This window comes from Rheinheimera fenheensis (assembly GCF_039871805.1).
Taxonomy (GTDB): domain Bacteria; phylum Pseudomonadota; class Gammaproteobacteria; order Enterobacterales; family Alteromonadaceae; genus Alishewanella; species Alishewanella fenheensis.
In genome coordinates this window covers 16133-33115 of sequence record NZ_JBDPJM010000002.1, presented here as the reverse complement: position 1 = coordinate 33115, position 16983 = coordinate 16133, and the positions used below count along the sequence as shown (strand labels likewise).

14 protein-coding genes are annotated in these 16983 nt (G+C 51.9%); 8 read left to right on the top strand and 6 right to left on the bottom strand.

All coding sequences use genetic code 11. From position 1 onward, the window contains the following. Window positions 1-181 precede the first annotated feature (181 nt). From thrA to ung, 4 genes are read left to right on the top strand one after another with little or no spacing between them, the layout of a single operon-like run. A complete protein-coding gene (gene thrA, locus ABGI61_RS03140; RefSeq protein WP_347596756.1) occupies window positions 182-2641 on the top strand; it encodes a bifunctional aspartate kinase/homoserine dehydrogenase I in 2460 nt (819 codons plus the stop codon). 5 nt (window positions 2642-2646) lie between these two features. Further along, window positions 2647-3600, top strand: a complete 954-nt coding sequence (thrB, locus tag ABGI61_RS03135) for a homoserine kinase (RefSeq protein WP_347596753.1) — start codon at window positions 2647-2649, stop codon at window positions 3598-3600. Between the two features lie 11 nt (window positions 3601-3611). Further along, window positions 3612-4895: a threonine synthase gene (gene thrC, locus ABGI61_RS03130; RefSeq protein ID WP_347596750.1), complete on the top strand. Its 1284-nt coding sequence runs from the start codon at window positions 3612-3614 to the stop codon at window positions 4893-4895. Next, a complete protein-coding gene (gene ung / locus ABGI61_RS03125; protein ID WP_347596748.1) occupies window positions 4895-5554 on the top strand; it encodes a uracil-DNA glycosylase in 660 nt (219 codons plus the stop codon). Before thrC ends, ung begins: the two co-directional genes overlap by 1 nt. Window positions 5555-5598: 44 nt before the next feature. Here the strand turns inward: ung and ABGI61_RS03120 are convergent, their stop codons facing one another. The 3 genes from ABGI61_RS03120 to tal all read right to left on the bottom strand — a co-directional run bounded on the left by ABGI61_RS03120 (window position 5599) and on the right by tal (window position 8488). After that, the gene (locus tag ABGI61_RS03120; protein WP_081502255.1) at window positions 5599-5772 is read right to left on the bottom strand and encodes a DUF3545 family protein; all 174 of its coding nucleotides are present in this window, start codon (window positions 5770-5772) and stop codon (window positions 5599-5601) included. 111 nt (window positions 5773-5883) lie between these two features. Next, on the bottom strand, window positions 5884-7512 hold the full coding sequence (gene pgi, locus ABGI61_RS03115) for a glucose-6-phosphate isomerase (RefSeq protein ID WP_347596745.1): 1629 nt from the start codon (window positions 7510-7512) through the stop codon (window positions 5884-5886). 25 nt (window positions 7513-7537) lie between these two features. Then, window positions 7538-8488: a transaldolase gene (gene tal / locus ABGI61_RS03110; RefSeq protein WP_347596742.1), complete on the bottom strand. Its 951-nt coding sequence runs from the start codon at window positions 8486-8488 to the stop codon at window positions 7538-7540. A 224-nt stretch (window positions 8489-8712) separates the two neighbouring features. Between tal and ABGI61_RS03105 the strand changes: the two genes are divergently transcribed. The 3 genes from ABGI61_RS03105 to ABGI61_RS03095 all read left to right on the top strand — a co-directional run bounded on the left by ABGI61_RS03105 (window position 8713) and on the right by ABGI61_RS03095 (window position 12500). After that, complete coding sequence (locus tag ABGI61_RS03105) at window positions 8713-10329, top strand: tetratricopeptide repeat protein (protein WP_347596739.1); 1617 nt, start codon at window positions 8713-8715, stop codon at window positions 10327-10329. Window positions 10330-10353: 24 nt separating this feature from the next. Then, window positions 10354-11130, top strand: coding sequence for a peroxide stress protein YaaA (yaaA, locus tag ABGI61_RS03100; protein WP_347596736.1), 777 nt, complete (start codon window positions 10354-10356; stop codon window positions 11128-11130). 71 nt (window positions 11131-11201) lie between these two features. Continuing rightward, a complete protein-coding gene (locus ABGI61_RS03095) occupies window positions 11202-12500 on the top strand; it encodes an inosine/guanosine kinase (RefSeq protein WP_347596733.1) in 1299 nt (432 codons plus the stop codon). A gap of 163 nt (window positions 12501-12663) precedes the next feature. On the opposite strand, the gene ABGI61_RS03090 is transcribed toward ABGI61_RS03095, so the two are convergent. Then, a complete protein-coding gene (locus ABGI61_RS03090) occupies window positions 12664-13713 on the bottom strand; it encodes a S66 peptidase family protein (protein ID WP_347596730.1) in 1050 nt (349 codons plus the stop codon). A 126-nt stretch (window positions 13714-13839) separates the two neighbouring features. Further along, the gene (gene srmB / locus ABGI61_RS03085) at window positions 13840-15078 is read right to left on the bottom strand and encodes an ATP-dependent RNA helicase SrmB (protein ID WP_347596727.1); all 1239 of its coding nucleotides are present in this window, start codon (window positions 15076-15078) and stop codon (window positions 13840-13842) included. Between the two features lie 69 nt (window positions 15079-15147). Between srmB and ABGI61_RS03080 the strand changes: the two genes are divergently transcribed. After that, window positions 15148-15861: a tRNA1(Val) (adenine(37)-N6)-methyltransferase gene (locus ABGI61_RS03080; RefSeq protein WP_347596724.1), complete on the top strand. Its 714-nt coding sequence runs from the start codon at window positions 15148-15150 to the stop codon at window positions 15859-15861. A gap of 41 nt (window positions 15862-15902) precedes the next feature. Here the strand turns inward: ABGI61_RS03080 and ABGI61_RS03075 are convergent, their stop codons facing one another. After that, complete coding sequence (locus ABGI61_RS03075; protein WP_347596721.1) at window positions 15903-16859, bottom strand: hypothetical protein; 957 nt, start codon at window positions 16857-16859, stop codon at window positions 15903-15905. Between the last annotated feature and the right edge of the window lie 124 nt (window positions 16860-16983).

Here is a 16983-nt window from a genome sequence, read left to right as displayed (position 1 = left end):
CATTATTATTACCACCAGCCCTGCGGGGTAGGAGGTCGGCGGTGTGTTGTCTGTAAAAAAGACCCGTGACCTCAAACGTCACGGGTCTTTTTTTTGGCTTGGTATTACAAAGCCGGCATAACAACAAGCAAGCGTCACGGTAACGGAATATTACAGATACTTAATGCGCAAGGAGTAATACATGAGGGTGCTAAAATTTGGCGGCTCGTCGCTGGCATCGGTCGAACGTTTCGTCAGCGTTGCCACTGTAGTGCAGCAGCAAGCCGCCGATGATACAATTTGTCTGGTGTTGTCGGCGCCGCAGGGAGTAACCAATACCTTGGTTGAGCTGACCGATCTGGCCTATCTGGGCTCAGACTTTGCTGCACTGCTCAATCAGTTATCAACGCGCTACCAGACACTGGCCACAGAGGCTGCAACCTTGTTCCCCGAGGCAGATTTGGCAGGACTTGAGCAAGTGATGACATCTCAGCTGGCGCAACTGCAAAACCAACTGACCGGTATTGCGCTGCTGCGCCACTGTCCTGATCATATCAAGGCGCAAATTCTCGGTTTAGGCGAGCAGTTTAGCGTCGCATTGATGACGGCCCTGTTAAACGCTAAGCAGTTGCCGGCACTGGCGCTGGACGCGGTGACCCTGGTGAAAAGCACGGGTGATTATTTAAACGCCAGTGCCGATATTGCCGGCTGTGAGCAGACGCTGCCACAGGCGATTGCCGCCAGGCCTGCCAAGGTCTATGTGATTGCCGGTTTTGTCTCCAGCAATGCCGCCGGTGAAACCTGTTTGCTTGGCCGCAACGGTTCAGATTACTCTGCTGCTATTGTGGCGGCGGCCATCCGCGCGGCAGCCTGTGAAATCTGGACTGATGTTGATGGTGTGTACAGTGCCGATCCGCGTCAGGTCAAAAATGCCAAGCTAATCGATCGTTTGTCTTATGATGAAGCGATGGAGCTGTCGTACTTTGGCGCCAAGGTGTTACACCCAAAAACCATAGGCCCGCTGGCACGTTACAACATTCCCTGTTACATCAAAAATACCCTTAACCCGGTAGCGCCGGGCACCTGTATCGATAACACCGGCGGTGGTGATGCGCTGGTAAAAGGTATCTCCAGTTTGGAGCATCTGGCGCTTATCACAGTGTCGGGGCCGGGTTTAAAAGGTGTGGTGGGTATGGCCAGCCGAGTGTTTGCCTCTATGGCACGCGCACAGATTTCGGTCAGTCTGATTACCCAGTCCTCGTCTGAGTTTAGTATCAGTTTTTGTGTACCTCAGCTGCATTTGGCTGCGGCGAAAAAAGCCCTGCAGCAAGAGTTTGAACTGGAGCTGCAAACCGGTTTACTGCGCGAGCTGACCATTTTGTCGGATATGGCTATTGTTAGTTTGGTCGGCGATGGTATGCGCCAGCACCGTGGTGTAGCGGCGAAGTTTTTTGCCTCATTGGCGCAGGCCAGGGTGAACGTGGTGGCCATAGCGCAAGACAGCAGTGAGCGCTCTATCTCCGCTGTAGTAGAGCAAAGTGCCTGTAAAAACGCCGTGAAGGTGTGTCATGAAAACTTCTTCAGCCATGTGCCTAGTATTGATGTATTTCTGGTCGGCTGTGGTGTAGTGGGCAGTGAGCTGTTGGCGCAAATACAGCGCCAGCAAAGCTTTTTACAGCAGCGCCATGTCAGGTTAACGGTGTACGGTATCGCTAACAGCAAAACCTGTTTACTCAATGGTGAAGGCATTGCCTTAGCCGACTGGCAGGCGCAGTTGCAACAGGCACAAGGCAGTTTCTCTGTTGCTCAGCTAAGTCAGTTTGTGCAGCAGCAGCACCTGACTAATCCGGTGCTGGTCGATTGCACCAGCTCAGAGCAGGTCGCCGCACAGTATGCCGACTTTCTCGCGGCAGGTTTTCATGTGGTGACACCAAACAAAAAAGCCAATACGGCTAGTTACAGCTATTACCAGCAGCTGCGCGCCCTGGCACAGCAAAACCGGCGCCGCTTTTTGTACGAAACCACAGTAGGCGCTGGCTTACCGGTCATCGATACCTTGCAGGGGCTGCTTAATGCCGGTGATGAATTGTTAGCGTTTGAAGGCATTTTATCCGGCTCCTTATCCTATATTTTTGGTGAGCTGGAGCAGGGCGTGGCCTTGTCAGAAGTGACGAAAAAAGCCAAAGCACTAGGCTTTACCGAACCCGACCCACGCGATGATCTCTCCGGTATGGACGTGGCGCGTAAGTTACTGATCCTGGCGCGCGAAGCCGGCATGACGTTGGAGCTAAGCGATGTGGAGGTCGAGTCAGTGCTACCGTTAGGCTTTGCTAACGAGGCCAGCACGGAGCAGTTTATGGCAAAATTACCTGAGCTTGACCAGGCTTTTAGTCAGCGTGTGAGCCAAGCCAAAGCTGAAGGTAAGGTGCTTCGGTATATTGGTGAAATCAGCGGTGGTAAATGTAAGGTCGCCATTAAGGCACTGGCCGCCGAGCACCCTCTGGCCAAAGTGAAAGACGGTGAAAACGCACTGGCAATTCATACCCGTTATTATCAGCCTATTCCTTTTGTACTGCGCGGTTACGGCGCGGGTGCGGCGGTAACTTCAGCTGGGGTGTTTAGCGACATTATGCGTACTCTTGGCTGGCAGCAACAGGTGTAATAACGATGCAAGCAGAATTCGTTTATGAAAAACGCTACTATGCGCCGGCGTCTACCGGCAACTTTTCGGTTGGCTTTGATTTACTCGGCGCCGCCTTTGAACCACTAAACGGCGAACTGTTTGGTGATGTGCTGGATATTATTGCACCAAGCGACACGCTGGAGCTGGAAATAGTAGGCCGTTACCGGCACCAGCTGCCGGCAGATAGCAGCACTAATCTGGTGTTACTGTGTTTTGCGGCCTTTGAGCAAAAGCTGGGCCGGGTGTTACCTAAGCTGGCGCTTCGGCTGCACAAAAACCTGCCGGTTGGCAGCGGGCTTGGCTCCAGTGCTTGCTCTATCGTGGTGGCCTGTTATGCCTTTAATGATTACTTTGGCAAACCACTGTCGGATGCTGAACTATTAACACTGATGGCTGAGGCTGAGGGCAGTGTCAGTGGCAGCGTGCATTATGACAACGTGGCGCCGTCTTTTTTTGGCGGCCTACAGCTGATGTTGCCGCAAAGTGCGCGTATCTGTCGCAGCCTGCCATGGTTTGAACACTGGCGGGTGGTACTAAGTTACCCCGGCACTGTGCTGTCAACCAAGGCGTCGCGGGCAGTGCTGCCACAACAGCTTAGCCTGGCGCACAGCATTAACTTTGCCGGCATGCTAAGCCGTTTTGTCAGTGCGCTGTATGCTGCTGACGAGGCAGATGCGGTTGCGGCACTGCAGGATCTGGTGGCAGAGCCGGCGCGCACAGCACTTATCCCAGAGTTACCTCAGTTACGCAGCGCGCTTGAAGAGCTGGGTGTTTTACACCTGGGCATCTCTGGTGCCGGGCCAACCTTATTTGCCTTGTGCGCCGATGATACGCAGGCGCAACTTGCTGCGGAATATTTATCACGGCATTATGAAAAAAATCAGGACGCGACCACGCAAATTTGTCGCTTGTCATTAGCCGGCGCCCGGGCGCTGTAGGAAGATTACCCATGTTGTTAACCAATATAAAAGTACCGCAAGAGCAGGTGAGTTTTTTACAAGCCGTGCGGCAAGGATTAGGGGCTGAGCAGGGCTTATTTTTCCCCACCCAGTGGCCTAAGCTGGATATCGATGCGTTGTTAGCTATGCCTTTTGTGGCGCGTAGCAGCGCCATTTTACAGGCGCTGATTGGCGATGAGTTGAGTGCTGCTGATGTCAATGCCATGGTCAGGAACGCCTTTACCTTTGCGGCACCGCTGGCCAGTGTTGCCGACGATATCAGCTGTCTTGAGCTGTTTCACGGCCCGACCCTGGCGTTTAAAGACTTTGGTGGCCGCTTTATGGCGCAGGCCCTGGCTAAAGCGCAAGGGGAGAAGAAGACCACTATTGTTACTGCGACTTCGGGTGACACCGGTGCGGCCGTCGCACACGCGTTTTACCGTCAACCAGGCGTGAAGGTGGTAATCCTGTTTCCGAAAGGCAAAATAAGCCCGTTGCAGGAAAAGCTGTTTACCACGCTGGGGGAGAACATCACGACGCTGGCGGTAGACGGTGATTTTGACCAGTGTCAGGCGCTGGTAAAACAGGTCTTTGACGATAAACCTCTGGTGCAGCAGTTGGGTATTAACTCGGCTAATTCCATTAATATCAGTCGGTTATTTGCTCAGGTGTGTTATTACTTTGAAGCTGTAGCGCAGGTGCCGGTAGACAAACGCCAGCAGGTGGTGATCGCTGTGCCAAGCGGTAACTTTGGTAATTTAACCGCCGGCTTAATTGCTAAAGCCATGGGCTTGCCAATCAAGCGGATGGTTGCCGCTACCAACAGCAACGATACGGTACCACGCTATTGGCGCAGCGGTGACTGGCAGCCTAAAACCACGGTGGCGACCTTATCTAATGCCATGGATGTGGCCGCGCCAAATAACTGGCCACGGGTAGAGGCACTGCTGGCGCAGGGCGCTATTCGCCGGGATGCCATTGAAGCTGTGATGGTGGATGAAGACGACACCGTATTAGGCGTAAGACTATTGAATCAGCTGGGCTATTTAAGTGAACCGCATGCGGCCGTGGCTTACAAAGCGTTAAAGCGCAGCCTGCAAAGTGGCGAGTACGGTATCTTCCTTGGCACTGCGCATCCGGCCAAGTTTAAAGAGCAGGTAGAAAACATCCTCGGTACACCGATAGCTCTGCCAGAAGCCTTAGCCCGCTGCGCGGCAGAGCAGAGCCTGAGCAAAGATTTGCCGGCCGATTTTACCGCGCTTAAGCATGAGCTGTTAACGCTGGAGCAGGCCTGATGTCCTGGCAGCAACTACTGGGGCCGGAGAAAAACCAGCCCTATTTTGTTGATACGCTTAACCAGGTAAAACAAGCCCGGCTGGCCGGCCAGGTGATTTATCCGCCTGAGGCCGATGTGTTTAACGCCTTTAAACTCACCGAGCTTGATAACCTGAAAGTCGTGTTATTGGGGCAAGACCCATACCACGGGCCAAATCAGGCGCATGGGCTGGCATTTTCAGTGCGTAAAGGTGTGCGGGTGCCGCCGTCATTACAAAACATGTATAAAGAGCTGGCGTTGGAGTATCCGGACTTTCAGATCCCTCAGCATGGCTGTCTGGAAGACTGGGCTAAACAGGGGGTGCTGCTGCTCAATACGGTTTTGACAGTGGTGGCGACGCAGGCCAACTCGCACCGGCATTTAGGCTGGGAGCGTTTTACCGATCAGGTTATAGCTCAGATCAACAGCCATTGTAGCGGTATCGTGTTTTTACTCTGGGGCTCACATGCGCAAAAGAAAGGCCGGCTGATCGATCGTCAGCGCCACTTTGTATTGGAAGCACCGCATCCGTCACCGCTCTCAGCCCACCGCGGTTTTCTCGGTTGTGGTCATTTTAAGCAGGCGAACGAACTGCTGGTTAAGCAGGGCAAGGCCCCGATTAACTGGCAGCTTAGCTAGGCGATGTAAACAAAAAACGCCCACTGTTGCCAGTGGGCGTTTCTTTAAAGTTCGATATCAGCCAGTTCCGGCTCTATCGTCCAGTCAATGTCGCTCAGCTCCTTTTTCAGGCGCTGGCGCTCTTTCAGTTGTTCAATTTCGCGCCATTTACGCTTCGCGGCCCGCGGTTTGGCGGCCGGGCGTTCCAACATGTTCAGTAAGTCTTCGAAGCTTTCCATAATAATGCCTCTCTGAGTGTTGTTGTTGTTGTTATTTTCAACAAAGGGTTTACCACACTTTGCCTGAAAATAAAACAACTAAGTGACAACACTATGACAGGTCGGCGCTGCTTAAGACTTTTTTTGCTGCAAGAATGCCGCAATTAACGCCCGGGTCGAACTGTCCACAGTGCTGGCATCTTTGCCCGCCAGCGCCTGATAAATCGGGCCTGACAGCTGTTTGCCCAGTTCTACGCCCCATTGATCGAACGAATTAATGCCCCACAACACGCCCTGGCAAAATACCTTGTGCTCGTATAGTGCAATTAACGCACCTAAATAATAGGGCGACAGCTCAGGCAGCAACAACGTATTACTGGGCTTATTACCCGGCGACACCTTGTGTGGCGCCAGTGCCTGCGCGTCTTGTTGGCTCATGCCGGCGGCGATACATTCAGCGGTCGCTTCAACCAGGGTTTTTCCCTGCATCAGTGCCTGCGATTGTGCAAAGCAATGGGCCGCCAAACGCTGATGCTGATCACTTAGTGTGTGCGCCGCTTTAAGTGGCAGAATAAAATCGGCCGGTACCGTTAAGGCACTTTGATGCAGTAACTGATGGTAAGCATGCTGACCGTTAGTGCCGGCATCGCCCCAAATCACCGGTGCAGTAGCATAAGGCAGTGATGCTCCCTCAGTGTCAACCGCCTTGCCATTAGATTCCATATCCAGTTGTTGCACATAAGAAGGCAGCAGGCGCAAATAATGGCTGTAGGGCAGTAACGCCTGCGCCTGACAACCAAAGCCATTAATATACCAAATGCCGAGCAGCGCCAGTGTTAATGGCATATTGTCGCGCAGCGGCGCATTGATAAAGTGCTCATCCATCGCTTCGGCGCCTTTGAGTAACTGCGCAAACTGCGCGTTACCTATCATCAGCGCCACCGGCAGGCCAATGGCAGACCACAGCGAGTAACGCCCGCCTACCCAGTCCCACATTGGCAGGATATGCTCTGGCACTATGCCAAAATCAGCCGCGGCCTGGATATTGGATGAGGTGGCCCAAAAATGCCGGGCAATAGCGCTGCTGTCTGCACCCTGCTCAGTAAACCAGTTACGCAGCGCCAGGGCGTTTTGTTTGGTTTCTTCGGTACCGAACGATTTTGACGCCACAAACACCAGGGTGGTTTGTGGGCGTAGCGGTTTAATCACATCGCTTACCACAGCGCCGTCGATATTGCCGGCAAAGTGCAGTCGCACCGGGCTGCAATGGTAGGGCTTTAGCGCCTCTACGGCCATTTGCGGGCCCAATAATGAGCCACCAATACCCACCCAAATCACATCAGTAATGCGCTCGCCGCTATAGCCATTGTATTGCCCCGTATGCAGCTGATTGACCAGCGCTGTCATTTTTTCGCGACAATCTGAAATTTCCGCGCCGACAGCTTCACCGTCTAAGCTCAGGCCAGTAACCTCGCTTTTGCGCAGCATCATGTGCCAGACTGCGCGCTGTTCAGTGTGGTTAATTTTCTCGCCAGCCAGCATTGCAGCAAGCCGCTGCTTAAGCGGGCTTGCTGCGGCAAGTTGTTGTAGCACCTGCCAGCTTGACTCATCAATCAGGTTTTTTGAGTAGTCCAGTGTAATGCCGCAAGCACTGTGGCGATAACGGCTGGCTCGGTCGGGATCAGTGGCAAAGGCCTGTCGTAATGACAACTGTTGCTCGCTGGCAAGCGCTGCCAGCCCCTCAAGGGTAACACCGGACATAGTCGACTCCTGTAACGGTTAAAATTTATAACGCCTGCTTGATCAGTTGCTCCAGCTTACGCTGGTCAATGGCAAATTTACGGATCCCTTCTGCCAGCTTCTCTGTCGCCATGGCATCCTCATTCAGTGCCCAACGAAATTCGGTTTCGCTAAGCTGCGCTGGTGGTGGCGTTTTGCTGCCATCGTCACGCAGATGCACTGTGAGCTCGCCCTGCATTTGGCTGAGTTCAGCCAGTAGTGCCGGGCTGATGGTTAAGCGGTCGCAGCCGGCCAGTGCCAGTACTTCACCGGTATTGCGGAAACTGGCACCCATCACCACAGTATTAAAGCTATGTTGTTTGTAAAAGCGGTAAATTTCACGCACTGACAACACACCAGGGTCGGTTTCACTGCTGTAGTCCTGGCCGGTACTGGCTTTGTACCAGTCGAGAATGCGGCCTACAAAAGGCGAAATTAAATACACGCCGGCCTCAGCACAGGCACGGGCTTGTGCCATATGAAACAGTAACGTCAGGTTACATTGAATACCTTGCTGCTCCAGTAACCTTGCGGCTTGAATGCCTTCCCAGGTAGAGGCAATCTTGATCAGAATGCGATCAGTGCCTACGCCGTTTTCCTGATATAACGCCACTAATTGTTTGGCTTTGGCGACGGTAGCATCGGTGTCAAATGACAAACGGGCATCAACTTCTGTCGACACCCGGCCAGGCACCAATTTGCTGATAGCCGTACCGACATCGACAGCAAATTTATCTGAGGCTAATGCTAGCTGGGCGGCGCTGTCACTGGCATGCTGTTTAGCGTAAGCGACAGCACCCTGTAACATGGGCTTCGCAAAATCCAACTGGCTGGCATTTAACAGCAAGCTGGGGTTAGTTGTGGCATCTACCGGGCGAAACTGCTCAATGGCAGTCAGGTCACCGCTGTCTACTACAACAGTCGTGACCGCTTTTAATTGGCTAAGTAAGTCGCTCATATTGTTTTATTACCATATTTTTGCTCACATTCTAGTGATGCAGGGTTAAATAAGCAATTAATGTAGGAATATTACAACAAAATTCACGTTCGCCACATTAAGCTGGCGTAATTTGCATTGCAAGGCGCAAAGTAAGTTACTATATTGCCAAATTTACCGGACAGGGTGGTCCGGTTCTGTTTCAGATTAACTTATATTTAGACGTAACCTAGCACAGGATCACGATGATCTACCCAGCCAGCTTCTATAAAAGTAAAAAACTGCTGTTAATCGAAGACTGCGAGCCGGTGCGTGCCTCTATTAAAGGCATGCTACAGCAAATTGGTTTCGAAGATATTACCACTGTTAGTGATGCGGTGCAGGCTATGCCACTGGCAAAACAGGATAATTTCGACGTTATTCTGGCTGATTTCGATTTAGGTCCGGGTAAAGATGCCTTGCAGTTTTTCACCGAGTTATCGCAACAGGCGCTGTTAAGGCTGGGCTGCTGTTTTATCTTGATGAGTGCAGAGCCTCGCCGCTTGCCGGTACTGGGTGTATTGCAAGGGGCCCCTGATGCCTTTATTTTAAAGCCGTTCTCTTACGTTGAGCTGGAAAAGCGGCTGGCTAAAGCCTGGAGCATCCGCAGTAAATTGCGTAAGGCTTATCAGGCGCTGCGTGATAAAGATTACACCAATGCGCAGCTGGAGTTGGATCAGCTGATTAATGCGATGAACTCCGCCTCATTACCGGCGCTGAGGATTATGGCAGAAGTGCTGCTGCAGCAGGGCAGTTATGACGCTGCATTAAAACTGTACCAGCAGGTCATTCAACAACGTGAATTCAGTTGGGCGTTGTTAGGGCGGGCTGTGGCATTACTGCAGCAGGATCAACATACAGCCGCTGAAGCACAGTTATTACCCCTTACCGAACAAGACGATGCCCGGCCAGAAGCGCTGGAATGGCTGGCGTGTTTATATCTGCGTCAGCAGCAATTTGATTTGGCCAATCAACTGCTGACCGAGCTGTTGCGTTTGCAGCCTAATCATTTTGCGGCACACCAGGCTAAAGTCGCGGTCTTGCTGTTACAACAGCAGAGTGAAAGTGCGGAAAAGTATTTACAAAAACTTATCCAACAGTACCGCTTTTCTGGTTTTGATCAGGCTGATTATTATTTTGACCTGTGCCGTGTGTTGCTGCAGCAAGCTCAGCAAGCCAGTATGGCCGCACTGGCGCCGCTGCTGAAAAAAGCCAGCGATGCGTTAGCCTCAATGCCACAGAAATTACAAACCGATAATAGTGATATCGAGCACAGTCTGCTCAAAGCCAGAATTCAGCTATTAAAAGGCCATATTGCGGATGCTAAACAGCAGTTTAGCCAGCTGTTGATGCCGGCTGATACGGCTAAACCGGCCCTGCAGTTAGATTACGCCCGCTTAGCTTTTGCACTGGGTGAGGTGAAAGAAGCCGACAGCTGCCTAAACCGGCTTAAGCAGTATCAGCGCTTGGGGACTGATCTGCACGGCTGCTGCATGCGTTTAATCACTCAGCACGCACTGCAGCAGGAGCTGGCGCTGCGTGAGAAAATTGCCCGCTGGAACCAGCAAGGCATGGCGCTGGCACAAAACGGTGAGGCCAAAGCAGCATTGTTGGAGTTAAGACAGGCCTTTTTAGTGATGCCGTGCAATGCTTCATTGGTGCTGAATATGTTACAGGCACTTAGTCAGATACCGGCAGACAAGGCCCTGCTGCCGCTTGCAAAAGCTGTGCTGACCGCCTTGGAGTTCAGTACTAAAACAGCTGCCAACCAGCAGCGGCTTGCACAATTGTTACCGCAGTTACCCAAGCTGTACCTTGATTAACCTTAAGTTGTTACAGGAAAGCCCATGTTGTTGCTTGTCTCGCCGGCGAAAGATCTCGATTATCAACCGCTGACTAAAACCCTAGCCGTCACTCAACCGGCTTTGCTGGATCATAGCCACCAGCTGGCCGCGATTTGCAAAACCCTGACACCAGCCGATTTAAGTAGTCTGATGCATATCAGCGATAAACTGGCAGGGTTAAACGCGGCCCGTTTTGCCCAGTGGCAGCCGCCGTTTACCGAGCAAAATGCCAAAGCCGCGCTGTTTGCCTTTAATGGCGATGTGTATCAGGGGCTGGATGCCGCAAGCTTAACCGATGACGATATTGCTTTTGCCCAGCAGCATTTACGTATTTTAAGCGGCTTGTATGGAGTGCTGCGCCCGCTGGATTTAATGCAGCCGTACCGGCTGGAAATGGGCACTAAGCTGGCCAATGCTAAAGGCAAAGATTTATATGCCTTCTGGCAGGACACTGTTACACCCGTGCTAAACCAGCAGTTGGCCACGTTGAATACTGACGTCGTGGTCAACCTGGCGTCGCAGGAATATTTTAAAGCGGTGCAGCCGAAGCAGTTAACAGGCCGTGTGATTACGCCGGTATTTAAAGATTTTAAAAACGGCCAGTACAAAATCATCAGCTTTTTTGCCAAAAAAGCCCGTGGCCTGATGGCGCGTTATATCATTCAGCAGCGACTGACCAGCAGCGAGCAGCTAACGCAGTTTGATTTAGCCGGTTATCAGTACAGCCCTGAGCAATCGTCTGCCAACGAGCTGGTATTTTTACGCCACAGCGCTGAATAAGCGCTGCGGCCGCGGCGGATTTTTTGTTACAATACGCGCTTTGCTTGCCTAGCCTAACAGCGGTATACCAGATGAAATTTCCCGGCCTGCGTAAAATTAAACACTACTTTCCGGTGTCTCAGCCTAAGCCTCAGCTCCCCAGCTTCGAGGTGAGGCCGAAACTGGATACCTATATCGTTGGCCTGGATCAAACTATTGTTGATGTGGTGGCCAGCGTCAGTGATGAATTTCTGCAAAAATACGCCATCGGCAAAGGCTTATCGAATCTGGTTGAGCACGGTAAGGCTAACCAGATTTATCAGGAGCTGGTGGCACATAACGCCATCTCCGATCATTTTGCCGGCGGTACCATCGGCAATACTATTCACAATTATTCTGTGCTGGCCGACGATAAATCGGTGCTGCTGGGGGTCATGTCAGCCAATATTGCGCTTGGCTCACCGGCCTATCATTATGTCTGTCATACCAGCTCTAAAGTAGACATGAACCACCTGCAGGGGGTCGCCGGCGACATAGGCCGTGGCATTACCATGATTACCCCTGATGGTGAGCGCACCTTTGTGATTGACCCCAGTGATATGGACCAACTTAGCCCGGAGTATATTCCCACCGATATTATTGCCGGTGCAGCTGCTTTTGTTGTTAGTGCTTATCCGCTTCGGGCGGTTGGCCAGCCTATTCAGCAGGCGATGTTAAAAGCGCTTAGCGATGCCAAAACGCATCAGGTGCCGGTCGTCATGAGCCTGGGCACCCGCCATCTGGTAGAGGAAAACCGTGAGCAAATTTTGCGTACCATTCACGATTACGTTAACGTACTGGCGATGAACGAGCTGGAAGCCCAGGCGCTGACCGGCTTTGCCGATCCGCTAAAAGCCGCCGAGGCGATCCTTGAGCACACCGACATGGTGCTGATCACTGCCGGGCCGGATGGCTTATATTTGTGCGGCCACACCGATGACAGTGTAAAGCGCGAAAGCAGTAACCCAATTAAGTCAGCCAGTCTGGCCGATTTTAACCAGTACGAGTTTAGCCGGCCCATGCTGCGGGCGCATTGCGACAAACCACTAAAAGTGTACTCGCACATTGACCCTTATTTAGGTGGCCCTGAGCGCATTATGAACACCAATGGTGCCGGTGATGGGGCCTTATCAGCTATTTTGCATGATATGGCAGCGAATCATTACCATAAGCAGGTGCAGCCGTTATCGGGCAAGCACGAGCAGCCTTATTTGGCCTATTCGTCCTTTGCGCAAATTTGTAAATACGCTAACCGGGTCAGTTATGAAATTCTGGTGCAGAACGCACCGCGTCTGTCCAAAGGCTTGCCTGAGCGCGAAGATAGCCTGGAAGAGGCTTACTGGGAGAGATAGTCTCTGAGCTGACGCTGCGCACAGCGCTAAGCTGGTTTCGCTGCTTCATTGGGCAATCCCGCTGTGCTCGCCACAGCAACTCGCAAGCCATCCCTGGCTTGCTCAGACACTCTGTGGCTGCGCATCGGGACGCCCACCTGCGCAGCTCTGACAGTGCTGTTTGTTAACTCTGAAATACGCTATCTAATAAACGGAAGCTGCCGGCATCGGCGTCCAGCTGTACCCGGCCACCTACCGGCACAATAAACTGCTGTTTAATATGGCCAATCATGGCGCCGCGATAGGCCGGAATGTTCAGCGGTTTTATATGGTCATCAAAGATCTGATCCATCGTCAGCCAGCCATAGCCGCCACTGGGGCGACAGGCAGTGCATTCACCAAAGATAAAACCGGCAATTTTATCCAGCGCGCCCATCAACTTTAACGTGCTTAGCATACGGTCGACCCGGTACGGCGCTTCTTCCACATCTTCTAAAAATAATATTTTACCGCTAAAGTCGGGCAAATAAGGTGAACCAGCCAGCGCTGTTAATACCGTTAAATTGCCGCCAATCAACTCGCCCTGCACCTTGCCGCCATTAATGGTGATGGTGCGGTTTTGCCGTGGTACCAGTTCATCTTTAGCGTCCAGTACATTTTGATACTGCATCAGCTCACGGTCGAAAAACAGCCGCTGAAACTGATCGGCGTTAAAGCTGTTCCAGCTGCCGGTACCATTAGGGCCATGAAAGGTGACTAAACCGGTTTGCGCATGAATGGCGTTATGTAAGGCAGTAATGTCAGAGTAACCCAGCAACACTTTCGGGTTTTTCCTGATCAAATCGTAGTCTAGCAGTGGCAGCAAGCGGGCGGCGCCCGAGCCGCCGCGCAGACAAATAATGGCTTTTACGTCCTTGTCGGCAAACATGGCGTTAATGTCGCTGGCGCGCTCGGCGTCTGTGCCGGCTAAATGGCCGCGGCGGGCTGCTAAGTGTTTGCCGGTTTTTACTTTAAAGCCCAGTGCCTGCATCACTTCCTGCGCTATCTGCAGATCCAGTGCTTCGTCAGTGGCTTTAGACGGGCTAACCAGGGCTACGGTATCGCCTTTATTCAGTGCCTGCGGCAGCAAGCGCGTCCCGCTTACCGGCGCAGCGGCCAGCACTGAACTGCAGCCTGCCAGCGGCAACATAGCAGCGGTAAGGGCACAGGTTTTAATAAATTGGCGTTTATCCATCGGGCGCTCCGGTTATTGCAATAAATAAATTATTCACACTACCAATAGCATTGTTACTAAAAAATTCCAAGCGCCCTAAGTGAAAATGCCGTCAACTATCGATAGACGGCGATGGCAAAGCTTTGATTAACCCGCGGCTTTCTTGGCGGGCTTTTTACTGCCGGCTTTTTTTGCCGCTACTTTGCCCGGTTTTTTCTTTTTCACCGGCACTTTGGCTTCTTTATTTTTTGGCCGTAGGCTATCTACCACGCGCCGTTTCAGCTTTTGTTCGGTATAGCGCTCTACTTTGGCCAGTATCGCCATATCGTGTGCTTCGACCAGCGATATAGCCGTGCCTTTTTTACCGGCGCGGCCGGTGCGGCCAATCCGGTGTACATATACATCGGCACTGCGCGGCATATCAAAGTTAATCACATGGCTAATATCATCAATATCTAAACCGCGTGCCGCCACATCGGTAGCCAGTAAAATATTCACCCTGCCGCTGCTAAAACGCTCTACCGCCTGCATGCGTTTATCCTGTGGCATTTCGCCCTGTAACCAGCCACAGCGCAGGCCGGCTGTTTCCAGCTGGCCGGTTAAACTGGCCAGGCGTTCACGAGTTTTCACAAACACTATGGCTTTGCTGACATCGTCTTGCTTTAACAGATGAATAAGCAGCGCCAGTTTATGCTGGGCATCATCGGCCAGGTGTACCCACTGCAGAATTTTGGCTTTTTCTTTGCGTGACGGTATGGCTTCTAACCGCTCAGGCTCTTTTAACGCATGGCCGGCAAACCGTTCCAGGTTATTGCCCTCTAAGGTGGCGGAAAATAAGAAGGTTTGGCGGCGACGGCGCGCTTCCAGCACTATGCGGTTCATCTCGCCAATAAAGCCCATGTCCAGCATACGGTCGGCTTCATCCAGAACAAGCACTTCTACCTCATCGGCCTGAAAGCTTTCTTCGTCCAGGTATTCGGTTAAGCGGCCCGGCGTGGCAACTAAAATATCGTTGTTTTTCTCCAGCGTGTCTTTGTGACTGCCGTAGTTAATGCCGCCGGTAATCACGCCGACATTCAGGCTGGTAAACTGGGTAAAGTGTTTAAACTCGTCATACACCTGATACGCCAGCTCGCGCGTTGGCGTCATAACCAATACGCGGGCAAAGCCTGGGTCTTTGCGGCCAAAATCGAGTAAGTACTGAATAGCCGGCAGCACAAAAGCTAGGGTTTTACCGGTACCGGTAGGCGCACTGGCCAGAATGTCTTTACCGTCCAGCGCCAGCGGGATCGCCATTTCCTGGATCAAAGTGGGTTTGTCATAACCGCGTAAACTAATGGCGCGGTTAATGTCATCGTCCAGTTGAAAATCTGCGAATGTTGTCATGGTGTCCTCAGCCTGATTGCCTGTACGGTGACACCCGGCCCGCTTCGCCGTAAACTGGCGGCGGAGGTAATGATGTCAGCCGGTTTTCAATGTAAAAAATTCTATGTTGCCCATGATCAGTGCGCGATGAAAGTGGGCACTGATGGTTTACTGCTGGGCGCCTTTGCACCGCTGCCTGCACCGGGCAGCGCTATGCTGGATATTGGTGCCGGCTCGGGCTTAGTCAGCCTGATGCTGGCACAGCGCAGCCAGGGGCTAAACCCGATTGATGCGATAGAGCTGGACCATGCTGCCGCTTGCCAGGCAACTGCCAACGTGGCTGCCAGCCCATGGCCGCATGCGGTGCAGCTGATAAAGGGCGATATTCTAACCTATCAGCCGGGCAAACGTTACCGCTTAATTGTATCTAACCCGCCGTTTTTTCAGCAATCACTGCTATCAAAGGATGCCAGGCGCAGCCAGGCCCGTCATACCAGCAGTTTGCCCCTGCCCAAACTGCTGCAAAAAGCGGTTGAATTGCTAGACGAGGAGGGGGGATTCAGCCTGGTGTTACCGTTTAGCGAAGGTGAGCTACTGCTCAGATTGGCGACAGACCAAGGCTGGTATCTGGCACAGCGCTGCGAGGTAAAAAGCAAAGCTGACAAGCCGGTGCAGCGTTTGCTGTTAAGTTTAGGTCGCACGCCTTGTCAGGCGCAGTTGTCTCAGCTGATTATTCATCAGGAAGACGGCAACTATAGTGACCTGTACCGCACACTGCTTAAAGATTTTTATCTGAAGTTCTGACATAGCCGCCTATCTTCGGCGGCCATGTCAGTCGGGAACACTTAAAACAGCCGCCGGCGCACTGACACCATAACCAATATCAAACCCAGTATAAACAACGCTGAAGGTTCGCTAACGGTGGTGCTATTGCCAGTGGGGTCCAATGCATAAAGCGAAAAATGGGATAAGCCAGCGTTTTGCCCGCCATTAGTCATCAGAGTTTGGCCAAAGTTAAAGCCCCCCTCAAATACATAGGGTCTTAAGCCTGTACCAACGGTGGCGCTATCAATTTCCATACTTTGGAGTGTGAAGTTGTAAGTAATAAAGTTTGTACCGGCCTTAAATACCATCGCAAACTGGGTAAAGAAATTATCGCCCAGCAGCGGGGCCACTAACTCGGGAACGTCAAAGAAAGGTGTCAAGTACCAGTTGCCGTTGGTGCTGTTGCAATTTGCATCGCCACTATCACCAGAGCCATCGGTATCACAGCGAAGACCAAAGTCTAACAGCAGGCCAAAATCAATCACGCCACCTAATTTACCAAAGTCTTTTTCCCAGGTGGATGTTTGTTTATTTTCTTCAAACTTACCCAAATAAATCCAACCAGGATCTACGGCAAGATTTTCATCAGCCAGTGCCTGTAACTCGGGTTTGAAAGCACCATCTATCCACCACTCGTTTAAGCCGGAGGTGAGCGCCGGGTCGCTTTTACCGCCAGATTGCGGCTGGCCGTTAAAGAGACCATCCCCTCGATACCCAAGATTCAGGGTTGGTAGTGGCATATCATTACCCGAATAGCCACCGAGGCAGCCTGCGGCATAGCGGGTATTGGTGTTTTCATTGACAAAACTGGTTTCGTTAGCACCATATTGTTTAGACGAGCTAACCCAGGCCTGACCGGTGTTGCCAGCTAAATTTGTTGCACCGTTGTCATAACAATCTTGAATAACAGTGGCCTGCGCCGGCACATGCAGTAACAATGCGCATACAACAACAAGCATCCATGTGATAAAACGCATACCAAACTCCTTAGGTTGATTTTCTGCTAGTTTGTTATGCACTAAATGTGCCGTCAGCGCATTTGTTAACAAACTCAGCATGTTAACAAAATTAACCTAAGTGCCTGAGCAAGCTTATGTAAAT